Annotated in this window: 12 protein-coding genes; all 12 read left to right on the top strand. The window is 62.7% G+C overall.

The window, feature by feature from the left end; all coding sequences use genetic code 11:
• Positions 1–558 (top strand): ribosome recycling factor, encoded by a 558-nt coding sequence (frr, locus tag CQ007_RS17210; protein ID WP_105647073.1) that lies wholly within the window; start codon positions 1–3, stop codon positions 556–558.
• A gap of 36 nt (positions 559–594) precedes the next feature.
• Positions 595–1,341: a polyprenyl diphosphate synthase gene (uppS, locus tag CQ007_RS17205; RefSeq protein WP_105647072.1), complete on the top strand. Its 747-nt coding sequence runs from the start codon at positions 595–597 to the stop codon at positions 1,339–1,341.
• Complete coding sequence (locus tag CQ007_RS17200; protein ID WP_105647071.1) at positions 1,341–2,156, top strand: phosphatidate cytidylyltransferase; 816 nt, start codon at positions 1,341–1,343, stop codon at positions 2,154–2,156. Before uppS ends, CQ007_RS17200 begins: the two co-directional genes overlap by 1 nt.
• A complete protein-coding gene (gene ispC, locus CQ007_RS17195; RefSeq protein ID WP_105647070.1) occupies positions 2,153–3,337 on the top strand; it encodes a 1-deoxy-D-xylulose-5-phosphate reductoisomerase in 1,185 nt (394 codons plus the stop codon). Before CQ007_RS17200 ends, ispC begins: the two co-directional genes overlap by 4 nt.
• 46 nt (positions 3,338–3,383) lie before the next feature.
• The gene (gene rseP, locus CQ007_RS17190) at positions 3,384–4,742 is read left to right on the top strand and encodes a sigma E protease regulator RseP (protein WP_105647069.1); all 1,359 of its coding nucleotides are present in this window, start codon (positions 3,384–3,386) and stop codon (positions 4,740–4,742) included.
• A 117-nt stretch (positions 4,743–4,859) separates the two neighbouring features.
• Positions 4,860–7,178: an outer membrane protein assembly factor BamA gene (gene bamA, locus CQ007_RS17185; protein ID WP_105647068.1), complete on the top strand. Its 2,319-nt coding sequence runs from the start codon at positions 4,860–4,862 to the stop codon at positions 7,176–7,178.
• A 35-nt stretch (positions 7,179–7,213) separates the two neighbouring features.
• Entirely contained in the window at positions 7,214–7,720 is a 507-nt protein-coding gene (locus tag CQ007_RS17180; protein WP_105647067.1) for an OmpH family outer membrane protein, read from the top strand.
• Positions 7,721–7,725: 5 nt separating this feature from the next.
• Positions 7,726–8,787 (top strand): UDP-3-O-(3-hydroxymyristoyl)glucosamine N-acyltransferase, encoded by a 1,062-nt coding sequence (gene lpxD, locus CQ007_RS17175; RefSeq protein WP_105647109.1) that lies wholly within the window; start codon positions 7,726–7,728, stop codon positions 8,785–8,787.
• A gap of 46 nt (positions 8,788–8,833) precedes the next feature.
• Positions 8,834–9,274, top strand: a complete 441-nt coding sequence (fabZ, locus tag CQ007_RS17170) for a 3-hydroxyacyl-ACP dehydratase FabZ (protein ID WP_105647108.1) — start codon at positions 8,834–8,836, stop codon at positions 9,272–9,274.
• Positions 9,271–10,047, top strand: coding sequence for an acyl-ACP--UDP-N-acetylglucosamine O-acyltransferase (gene lpxA / locus CQ007_RS17165; protein ID WP_105647066.1), 777 nt, complete (start codon positions 9,271–9,273; stop codon positions 10,045–10,047). Before fabZ ends, lpxA begins: the two co-directional genes overlap by 4 nt.
• Positions 10,048–10,049: 2 nt before the next feature.
• Positions 10,050–11,231, top strand: a complete 1,182-nt coding sequence (gene lpxB / locus CQ007_RS17160; protein WP_105647065.1) for a lipid-A-disaccharide synthase — start codon at positions 10,050–10,052, stop codon at positions 11,229–11,231.
• A 5-nt stretch (positions 11,232–11,236) separates the two neighbouring features.
• Complete coding sequence (gene rnhB / locus CQ007_RS17155; protein ID WP_371919841.1) at positions 11,237–11,854, top strand: ribonuclease HII; 618 nt, start codon at positions 11,237–11,239, stop codon at positions 11,852–11,854.
• Positions 11,855–12,031 lie beyond the last annotated feature (177 nt).

Genomic DNA, 12,031 nt, shown 5'->3' with positions numbered 1-12,031 from the left:
ATGATCAACGAAATCAAGAAGGAAGCGCAGGAGCGCATGAAGAAGTCCGTCGAGTCGCTGGATGGCGCTTTCGCCAAGATCCGCACCGGACGGGCGCACCCGAGCATCCTGGACAGCGTCATGGTGTCCTACTACGGTGCCGACACGCCGCTGCGCCAGGTTGCCAACGTCACCGTCGAGGACTCCCGTACCCTGGCGTTGAGCGTGTTCGACAAGAGCATGATCCAGGCAGTGGAAAAGGCCATCATGACCTCCGATCTGGGCCTGAACCCGGCTACCGCGGGCACCACCATCCGGGTGCCGATGCCGGCGCTGACCGAGGAAACCCGCAAGGGCTATACCAAGCAGGCGCGTGGTGAGGCCGAGAATGCCCGGGTAGCGGTGCGCAACATCCGTCGCGATGCCCTGGGCCAGCTCAAGGATCTGCAGAAGGACAAGGAAATCAGTGAGGACGACGAGCGTCGTGCCGCTGACGAAGTGCAGAAGCTGACCGACAAGTACGTTGCCGAGATCGACAAGGCGCTGGAAACCAAGGAAGCGGATCTGATGGCGATCTGATGCTGTCTGCTTCCCGACCAGCCAGAGTCCCTTGCCATGACCGATAACAAAGCTGTAACCGCAGCAGTGCCCCGTCACGTTGCCATCATCATGGATGGCAACAACCGCTGGGCGCGCAAGCGTTTCCTGCCGGGGGTGGCGGGGCACAAGGCTGGTGTCGACGCCGTCAGGGCGGTGATCGAGGTGTGCGCCCGCGAAGGTGTCGAGGTGCTCACCCTGTTCGCCTTCTCCAGTGAGAACTGGGCGCGGCCTCAGGAAGAAGTGGGCGCACTGATGGAGCTGTTCCTGTTCGCCCTGCACCGGGAGGTGCGCAAGCTGCGGGACAACAACATCCGTCTGAACATCATCGGTGATCGCAGCCGGTTCGATCCGGTATTGCAGCGGGCGATGGCCGATGCCGAGGCGCTGACCGCCAACTGCAGCGGCCTGCAACTGCTGATCGCCGCCAATTACGGCGGTCAGTGGGACATAACCCAGGCGGCTCGGTCCCTGGCTCGGGATGCCGTCGCCGGTGTCATCGACGCCGAGGCGATCAGTGCCGAAGAGGTCGGTGCGCGGCTGTGCACCGGCGATTTCCCGATGCCGGATCTGTGCATCCGCACCGGTGGGGAGCGGCGTATCAGCAACTTCCTGCTGTGGCAGCTGGCTTACGCCGAGCTGTATTTCTCCGATCTTTTCTGGCCTGATTTCAAACACGACGCCATGCGCGCAGCCCTTGCCGATTTCGCCTGCCGTCAACGGCGCTTCGGCAAAACCAGCGAACAGGTGGCAGCGGAGTCCTGATGCTCAAGCAACGTATTATTACCGGCGTCATCCTGGCGCCTCTGGTTATTGCCGGCTTCGTGCTGCTCGACCATCTGTGGTTCGCGGTGATGATCGGTTTCATCGTCACCCTGGGGGCCTGGGAATGGGCGCGGCTGGCTGGAGAGCAGACGCACAAGGGGCGGGTCATCTACGCGCTGGCGGTGGCGTTGCTGCTGGTGGGCCTGTACCGCGATGCCTGGCCACCACATTTCATGCTGGCACCGGCGCTGGGCTGGTGGTTGCTGGCAACCTCGATGATCATCCGCTATCCCAATGGCCGTGGGCTGTGGTCCGGTTCGCTGATCGCCCAGCTGTTCGGGCTGCTGGTGCTGCTGCCGGCCTGGTACGGGCTGGTCTGGCTGCGCGCCCAGGAAGCCGGGTTGTGGTTGATCCTGGCGCTGGTGGTGATGGTCTGGGCGGCGGATATCGGCGCCTATTTCGCTGGCAAGACCTTCGGTCGTCACAAGCTGCTGCCCCGGGTCAGTCCTGGCAAGACCATCGAGGGGCTGCTCGGCGGTGTGCTGCTGACCCAGTTGCTGGCGGTGGCGGCGATGCTCTATCTGGACTGGTCGATGCAGTCGGTACTGATCGGCATGCTCGGTACCCTGGTGGTGGTGCTGTTCTCGGTGGTCGGTGATCTCACCGAAAGCCTGTTCAAGCGCGAGCAGGGGCTCAAGGACAGTAGCAACCTGCTGCCCGGGCATGGTGGCATCATGGATCGTATCGACAGTCTCACCGCAGCGGTACCGGTATTCGCGCTGGGTTGGTACCTGTTCGGGAGTCTGCTCGGGTGAGTCGCGCATGGATAACGGTGCTGGGTGCTACTGGTTCGATCGGTGTCAGCACCCTGGATGTGGTGGCGCGACATGCCGATCGCTATGCTGTCTTCGCCCTGACCGGCCACAGCCAGATGGCCGTGCTGGAGGCGCAATGCCGGCAGCATGACCCGCTGTTCGCGGTGGTTGCCGATGCTGCGCAGGCGGAGCCGTTGCAGCAGCGGCTGCAGGCCACCGGTCTGCAGACCCGGGTGTTGCATGGGGTCGAGGCGCTGGCGGAGGTGGCTGCCGACCAGCGGGTCGATGTGGTCATGGCGGCCATCGTCGGTGCTGCCGGACTGTCGCCCACACTGGCGGCGGTACGTGCCGGCAAGCGCGTGCTGCTGGCCAACAAGGAAGCACTGGTGATGTCCGGCGCGCTGTTCATGCAGGCGGTGCGCAACTCCGGCGCCCAGTTGCTGCCGATCGACAGCGAGCACAACGCGATCTTCCAGTGCATGCCGCGCAACTACGCGAACGGGCTGGGCCAGGTCGGGGTGCGGCGCATCCTGCTGACCGCCTCCGGTGGTCCGTTCCGCGATTTCGCCCTGGAAGACCTGGCTGGCGTCACTCCCGCCCAGGCCTGCGCCCATCCGAACTGGTCGATGGGGCAGAAGATCTCAGTGGACTCGGCCAGCATGATGAACAAGGGGCTGGAGCTGATCGAGGCCTGCTGGCTGTTCGATGCGCGTCCCGAGCAGGTCGAGGTGGTGGTGCATCCGCAGAGCGTGGTGCATTCGCTGGTGGACTACGTCGACGGCTCGGTATTGGCCCAGTTGGGCAATCCGGACATGCGCACGCCGATCGCCCATGCCCTGGCCTGGCCGGAGCGTATCGACTCCGGGGTCAGCGCGCTGGACCTGCTGAGCACCGCACGGCTGGACTTCCAGGCGCCTGATCCGCAGCGCTTTCCCTGTCTGTGGCTGGCCCGCCAGGCATTCGATGCAGGGGGCACCGCCTGCGCGGTATTGAATGCGGCCAACGAGGTGGCGGTACAGGCCTTTCTCGATGGGCGCATTGGTTTCACCGATATCCCTGTTATCATCGAGTACACATTGAACTGCCTGCCACCGGTGCAGGTCGAAGAGCTGGCTCAGGTCATGCTGGCTGATCGTCAGGCACGCGAGCACGCGCACAGGTGGCTGGCAAACCGGGCATGACAGGCGGGCGCAGGCCTGCCTGCAGGGTCCCCGAGTGAGGCGTTGAATGGATCTATTGTTTACTCTGCTGGCCACCATAGTGGCGTTGGGACTGCTGGTCACCATTCACGAATATGGCCATTTCTGGGTCGCACGTCGTTGCGGCGTCAAGGTATTGCGTTTTTCCATCGGCTTCGGCCCCGCGCTGTACAGCTGGCACGACCGCCATGGCACTGAATTCGTCATCGCTGGTATTCCCCTGGGTGGCTACGTCAAGATGCTCGACGAGCGCGAAGCCCCGGTCCCCGAGGCCGAGCTGGACCAGGCCTTCAATCGCAAGGATGTGAAAAAGCGCATTGCCATCGTAGCCGCCGGTCCCCTGGCCAACTTCCTGCTGGCGATCGCCGCCTTCTGGCTGATCGCGGTGCTCGGTATCACCACGGTGGCGCCGGTGATCGGCCCGGTCGAGCCCGGTAGCATCGCTGAGCGTGCCGGCCTGAGCGAAGGCCTGGAAATCCTCGAGATCGACGGCAACCAGACTCCCAGCTGGCACGATATCAACCTGCAGTTGATTCGCCGGCTGGGCGAAACCGGGCAGTTGCAGGTGCTGGCCCGGGACGGCGAGGGCACGCCGCAGAGCTACACGCTGCAGTTGCACAACTGGCTGCGCGGCGTCGATCAGCCGGACCCGGTGACCGCGCTCGGCCTGACCAGCTGGAAGCCGGCAGTGCCGCCGTTGCTCGGCCAGATCAGCCCGGGTGGCGCCGCCGAGCAAGCCGGCCTGCGTGCCGGCGACCTGATCGTGACGATCGATGGGCAGCCGGTCAGCGACTGGCTGGGCGAGGTGGTACCGCGCATCCAGGGCAGTGCCGGCCAGCCGCTGGAGCTGGGTGTCGAGCGTGACGGGCGACTGCGCATGCTGAGCATCACGCCGGAAGTACGTGAGCAGGATGGCAAGTCGGTCGGCTTTATCGGCGCCGGCATCGAGGCCTTCGAGTGGCCCGAGCACATGATCCGCAGCATCGACTACAACCCGTTGGCGGCAATCCCGGTAGCGCTGGTGAAAACCTGGGATATGACCGCGCTGACCCTCGATTCGCTGAAAAAGATGGTCACCGGCCTGGTCTCGGCAAAAAACTTGAGCGGCCCGATAACCATTGCTAAAGTGGCGGGCGCCTCGGCCAAGTCCGGAGTGGAAAGCTTTCTCAGTTTCATTGCTTATCTGAGCATTAGCCTGGGTGTGCTGAACCTGCTGCCGATCCCGGTGCTCGACGGTGGTCATCTGGTTTACTACGTGACGGAATGGATCAGAGGCAAACCCCTGTCCGAGCGTATCCAGGGCTGGGGATTGCAGATAGGCTTGACCCTGATCGTCGGGGTGATGCTGTTTGCCATCTATAACGATATAAGTCGGTTGGGTAACTGAGCGGCAGAGAAATACGGGGAGCTGGGGAAACATGCGCGTGTGCTGTTGTCCGACTCCTATTACCGAACTGCCGCGCGCGGCAGATAAGATATTAACCAGTCAGCCAGAACGGATTTCATGAAACGTTACCTATTGCCTGCGCTATTGCTGATACTCCTGGCGCCGGGAGTTTTTGCCGATGCCTTCCAGATTTCCGACATTCGCGTCAATGGTCTGCAACGTGTTTCCGCTGGCAGTGTCTTCAGCGCCTTGCCGCTGAACATCGGTGACCAGGCGGATGACCAGGCCCTGGTCGAGGCCTCGCGTTCGCTGTTCCGTACCGGCTTCTTCCAGGATATCCAGCTGGGTCGTGAAGGCGACGTGCTGATCATCAACGTGGTCGAACGCCCCTCCATCTCCTCCATCGAGCTGGAAGGCAACAAGGCGATCAAGAGCGAGGATCTGCTCAACGGCCTGCGCATGGCCGGGCTGGCCGAGGGCGAGATCTTCCAGCAGGCGACCCTGGAAGGGGTGCGCAACGAGTTGCTGCGCCAGTACGTGGCCCAGGGCCGCTACTCCGCCGATATCGAAACCGAAGTGATCGCCGAGCCGCGCAACCGCGTGGCGCTGAAGATCGTCGTCGACGAGGGCTCGGTGGCCTCGATCAAGCACGTCAACGTGGTCGGCAACTCGGTGTTCTCCGATGACGAACTGATCCCGCTGTTCGAGCTGAAGACCACTGGCTGGCTGTCGTTCATCCGCAACGATGACAAGTATTCCCGGGAAAAGCTCTCCGGTGACCTGGAGCGTCTGCGCTCCTGGTACCTGGATCGCGGCTACATCAACATGGATATCGCCTCGACCCAGGTGTCGATCACCCCGGACAAGAAGCACGTCTACGTCACCGTGAATATCGACGAGGGCGAGCTGTACACGGTCAACGAGGTCAAGCTGTCCGGTGACCTGGTGGTGCCGGAGCAGGATATCCGCCGCCTGCTGCTGGTCGAGCCGGGCCAGGTCTTCTCCCGCCAGGTGATGACAGCCACCTCCGACCTGATCGGTCGCCGGCTGGGTAACGAGGGCTATACCTTCGCCAACGTCAACGGCATGCCGCAGGTCAACGAACAGGATCGTACCGTGGATGTGACCTTCGTCGTCGATCCCGGCCAGCGTGCCTACGTCAACCGCATCAACTTCCGCGGCAACACCAAGACCGATGATGAAGTGCTGCGCCGGGAAATGCGCCAGATGGAAGGTGGCTGGGCTTCCACCTATCTGATCGACCAGTCCAAGGTGCGTCTCGAACGCCTGGGCTTCTTCAAGGAAGTCGACGTCGAGACGGTGCCTGTGCCTGGGGCCGATGACCTGATCGACGTCAACTACACGGTGGAAGAGCAGCCCTCGGGCTCGGTGACGGCCAGTCTCGGTTTCGCCCAGGGCACCGGTCTGATCCTCGGCGGTTCGATCAGCCAGAACAACTTCTTCGGTACCGGTAACCGGGTGAGCTTCAGCGCCAACCGCTCCGCCTACCAGACCGCGCTGTCGTTCGGTTTCCTCAATCCCTATTTCACCGCCGATGGGGTCAGCCTCGGTTACAACGCTTTCTACCGTACCACCGACTACGATGAGCTGGACGTGGATATCTCCAGCTACTCCGTCGACTCCTATGGTGCCGGTATCAATATCGGCTATCCGATCAGCGATACCTCGCGCCTGTCGTTCGGCATGTCGCTGCAGCGTGACGAGATCAAGGAGGGTGTCTACACCGTCCAGGAAATCCAGGAGTTCCTGAGGAACGAGGGTGACAGCTTCTTCAACCTCAAGGCCAACGTCGGCTGGTCGCAGTCCACTCTCAACCGCGGCATGTTCCCGGATCGCGGCTATTCCCAGAGCCTGAGTCTGGAGACCACCGTTCCCGGTAGCGACCTGTATTTCTACAAGCTCGGTTATCGTGGCCAGCGCTTCTTCCCGATCAGCCAGGACTGGACCCTGCGTGTGCATACCGACAGCGGTTTTGCCCGGCGCTTCGGTTCGACCAAGCAGATGCCTTTCTATGAGCACTACTTCGCCGGCGGGATCGGCTCGGTGCGTGGCTTCGAAGACAGTACCCTGGGGCCGAAAAGTACCCCCCACGCGAACGACCCGGATCAGGACCCACTGCCGTTCGGTGGTAACGTCAAGATCACTGGTGGTCTGGAGCTGATCTTCCCGGCGCCCTTCGTCCAGGATAGTCGCTCGCTGCGTACGGTACTGTTCCTGGATGCCGGTAACGTGTTCAACACCTATTGCAGTGATTGTCCTGATGTGACTGCCAGCGAAATCCGTTACAGTGCTGGGGTCGGCCTGTCGTGGCTGACGGCGCTGGGTCCGCTGGGCTTCAGTCTGGGCGTGCCGTTGAACGACAAGTCTGACGATGACAGGCAGGTCTTCCAGTTCACCCTGGGTCAGACGTTCTGAAGCCGGGAACCCATTTTTCATCAGGAGTGTCAAGAGTGCGCAAGTATGTTTGCATTGCAGTGATGTCGGTCATGGCGCTGGCCAGCCTCCCGGTTGCGGCCCAGACCAAGATAGCGGTACTGGACTACCAGATGGCGCTGCTCGAATCGGATGCCGCCAAGCGCTATTCGGTGGATGCGGAGAAGAAATTCGGCAGCCAGCTGCAGCGTCTGAAGAATCTCGAGGCCGAGGCCAAGCGTCTGCAGGAGCGCATGCAGCGTGATGGCGACAAGCTGGGCCAGACCGAGCTGGAGAAGATCGAACTGGAGTTCCGCCAGAAGGCCCGCGAGTTCCAGGTCCAGTCCAAGGAACTGAACGACGCCAAGGCGCAGTCTGATCGGGAAATGCTCGAACAGCTCAAGCCGAAGCTGGACAAGGCGGTGGAAACCGTACTGCAGGCCGGCGATTATGATCTGGTCATCGACCGCAGCGCGGTCATCGATGTCAAACCGGCATTGGATATCACCCGTCAGGTCATCGAGCGCCTGAACAGCACGCGTTGATCGGCATGGCGGACTCTAACGGAGTGACCCTCGCGCAACTGGCCGAGCGGCTGGATGCGCGTCTGTCCGGTGATGGCAGCAAGCTGATTCGCGGCCTGGCGGCATTGCACGATGCCGGCCCGGACCAGCTGAGCTTCCTGGCCAACCGGCAATACCGCAAGCAGCTCGCCGGCACCCGTGCCGGCGCGGTGCTGTTGACCGAAGCCGACGCGGCGGACTATGCCGGCAACGCCTTGATCGTCGCCGATCCCTACCTGGCCTATGCCCGACTGTCGCACCACTTCGATCCCAAGCCGCGTGCCGTGCCGGGGGTTCATCCCAGTGCGGTGATCGCCGACTCGGCCAGTGTGGATGCCTCTGCATCGATCGGCGCCGGGGTGGTGATCGAGGCCGATGCGGTGATCGGTGCCAACGTGACCCTGGGCGCCCAGTGCTTCGTCGGCGCCCGTTGCCGTATCGGCGCAGGCAGCTGGCTGGCGCCGCGGGTGACGCTGTATCACGATGTGCGCATGGGCGAGCGGGTGGTGATCCAGTCCGGTGCGGTGGTTGGTGGCGAAGGCTTCGGCTTTGCCAAGGACCAGGGCAAGTGGCAGAAGATCGCCCAGATCGGCGGTGTGCTGATTGGCGATGATGTCGAGATCGGTGCCAACACCACCATCGACCGTGGCGCCATCAACGACACGGTGATCGGCAACGACGTCAAGCTGGATAACCAGATCCAGATCGCGCATAACGTGCAGATCGGCGATCACACGGCCATGGCCGCCTGTGTCGGTATCTCCGGCAGTACCCGGATCGGGCGTAACTGCACTATCGCCGGCGGTGTCGGCATGGTCGGGCATATCGATATCTGCGATAACGTATTCGTCAGCGGCATGACCATGGTCACGCGCTCCATTACCGAGCCGGGTGCATACTCCTCCGGTACGGCGATGCAGCCCGCCGCTGAATGGAAAAAGAGCGCTGCACGTATTCGTCAACTCGATGCCTTGGCCAAACGCGTGCAGCAACTGGAGAAACAGTTGCCAGCGGTGACCCCGGCGCCGCAGGACTCATCTGAGTCCTGAGCTGTGCGCTTTGCGCATTCAACCTTTCACTGCAAGGCCTTGCGAAATAATGGATATCAACGAAATCAAAGAATACCTGCCCCATCGTTACCCCTTCCTGCTGGTGGATCGGGTGGTCGAACTGGATCTCGAGGGCAAGCGTATTCGTGCCTACAAGAACGTCTCGGTCAACGAGCCCTTCTTCAACGGGCACTTCCCCGGCCACCCGATCATGCCGGGCGTGCTCATCATCGAGGCCATGGCCCAGGCCGCTGGCCTGCTGGGCTTCAAGATGATGAACACCAAGGCCGAGGACGGTACGCTGTACTACTTTGTCGGTTCGGACAAACTGCGCTTCCGCCAGCCGGTGGTACCGGGTGACCAGCTGCAGCTGGAAGCCACCTACGTCAGCAACAAGCGCGGTATCTGGAAGTTCGCCTGCCGTGCGCTGGTCGACGGCAAGGAAGCCTGTTCCGGTGAAATCATCTGTGCGGAACACAAGGTATGAGTCGGATTCATCCTCAGGCGATCGTTGACCCTGCCGCGCGGCTGGCCGATGACGTCGAGGTCGGCCCCTGGTCGCTGATCGGCCCGGATGTCGAGATTGGCGCGGGCACCGTCATCGGCCCGCACGTGGTGGTCAAGGGACCGACCACCATTGGCAGTGGCAACCGGATCTTCCAGTTCGCCTCGGTCGGCGAGGATTGCCAGGACAAGAAGTATCGTGGCGAGCCCACCCGCCTGGTGATCGGTGACAACAACATCATTCGCGAGGGCTGTACCCTGCATCGTGGCACGGTGCAGGACCAGGGCGTCACTACCATCGGCAGCAACAACCTGTTGATGGCCTATGTGCATATCGCCCATGACTGTGTGGTCGGTGACAACATCATCATGGCCAACAATGCCACCATCGCCGGCCACGTGCATGTCGGCGATGGCGTTATCCTTGGTGGCTACACCACTGTGCACCAGTTCTGCCATATCGGCGCCTGGTCGATGAGTGCCGCCAACAGTGCGGTGTTCAAGGATATTCCGGCGTTCGTCATGGTCGGTGGCAATCCGGCCAATGCCCATGGCATGAACTTCGAGGGCATGCGCCGCCGGGGCTACAGCCCCGAGCTGATCACCGCGCTGCGTCGCGCCTACAAGGTGGTCTATCGTCAGGGCAAGACCCTGCAGGAAGCACTGCAACTGCTCGATGACGAGGCCGCCCAGTATCCGGAAGTGGCGTTGTACCGCGACTCTATCCTGGCCTCGACCCGCGGCATCACCCGCTGATCATGAGCGCCTCGGCAGTTTCTCCGAACAAACCCCTGTGTATCGCCTTGGTCGCCGGTGAGGCGTCCGGCGATACCCTGGGTACCGGCCTGATCCGCGCTCTGAAACAGGTGCATCCCGATGCCGAGTTCATCGGTATCGGCGGCCCGCGCATGCAGGCCGAAGGGCTGGTCAGCCAGGTGCCGATGGAGCGACTGTCGGTCATGGGGCTGGTCGAGGTGCTGGGGCGCCTGCGTGAGTTGCTGCGTATCCGCCGTGAACTGGTGGCGTTTCTCAAGCAGCGGCGGCCGGATGTGTTCATTGGCATCGATGCCCCGGACTTCACCCTCGGCGTCGAGCAGCGACTGCGTGAGGCGGGCATCCCCACGGTGCACTATGTCAGCCCCTCGGTCTGGGCCTGGCGCGAGAAGCGCGTGCAGGGTATCCGCCAATCCACCGATCTGATGCTGACCCTGTTTCCCTTCGAGGAAGAGGTCTATCGCAAGCACGGGGTGGCGGTGCGCTGTGTCGGCCATACGCTGGCCGACCGGATCCCGCTGCAGCCCGACCGCCAGGCCGCCCGTCAGACCCTGGGGCTGGCCGGGGAGGCCCCTGTGGTGGCACTGATGCCCGGTAGCCGCAATGGCGAGCTGCGCAAGCTCGGCCTGCTGTTTCTGCAGACCGCCGCCTGGTGTCTGCAGCGCAATCCGCAACTGCGTTTCATCCTGCCCTGCGCCAACCCCGAGCGGCGCCAGCAGATGGAGGCGATTCTCGCCGACAGCGGCTTGCAGTTACCACTGACCCTGCTCGATGGCCAGGGTCACGAGGCCTTGGCGGCCTGCGACGCCGTGCTGATAGCCTCGGGTACGGCGACGTTGGAAGCGATGCTGTTCAAGCGACCGATGGTGGTCGCCTATCGCATGGCCTCACTGACCTTCAGGATTCTCAAGCGCCTGGTCAAGGTCGGGCATGTGGCCCTGCCCAACCTGCTCGCCGGGCGCGAAGTGGCACCGGAATTTCTCCAGGATGCCGCTACTCCTGCAGCCATGGGGCAAGCCCTGCTTGACCGGCTGGGCCCGACACCCGAGCGTGAGCAGGCCGAGGCGGTGTTCATGCAGCTGCATCAGTTGCTGCGCCGTGACGCCGATCAGGCTGCCGCCGAGGCGGTGCTGGAGCTGCTGCGCAGCAAGGGGCGGCTGGCATGACCCAGATGCTGATGGACTGGAATCTGCCCGAGGGTGACGAGCTGGTCGCCGGGGTCGACGAGGTGGGGCGCGGTCCGCTGTGCGGTGCGGTGGTTACCGCTGCGGTGATTCTCGACCCGCTGCGCCCGATCGAAGGGCTGAACGATTCCAAGAAGCTGACCGAAGCCCATCGTGAGGCACTGTTTCCCATCATCCAGGAACGGGCGCTGGCCTGGGCCATCGGTCGTGCGGAAGTGGCCGAGATAGATCAGTTGAATATCCTGCATGCCACCATGCTGGCCATGCAGCGCGCCGTTGCCGGGCTGGCGCTGCGTCCCGATCGGGTGCTGGTCGATGGCAACCGCTGCCCGGTGCTGCCGGTGCCGGGTGAACCGGTGGTAGGCGGTGATGCGCGGGTACCAGCCATCGCCGCAGCCTCCATTCTTGCCAAGGTGGCGCGTGATCGGGAAATGCAGGAGATGGAATTGCTGTATCCCGGCTACGGTATCGGCAAGCACAAGGGGTATCCGACACCCGCCCATCTGGCTGCCCTCAAGCTGCTCGGCGCCACGCCGATTCATCGCCGCTCCTTTGCACCGGTACGCCAGGCGCTGGCGGTTGGCTCCGTGCATAAGTACTGTTGAGGTTTCATCTGGCGATTTCGAGTCTCCTATGCGCCGGGAGCCGCCAGTCTGCGACACGCCGTAAATACATCCCTGTAGGCTCGTTGATGTATAGACCGGAGACATAGGTAACAAAACGTTCGGAGACATGGGTAACAGTTAATACTCTTCGGCATTACGTCCTCTTTGGAGATCGCT

It is taken from the genome of Pseudomonas sp. MYb185, assembly GCF_002979975.1.
GTDB lineage: Bacteria > Pseudomonadota > Gammaproteobacteria > Pseudomonadales > Pseudomonadaceae > Halopseudomonas.
The sequence above is the reverse complement of the archived record's forward strand: the minus strand, read 5'-3'. Positions and strand labels throughout refer to the sequence as shown.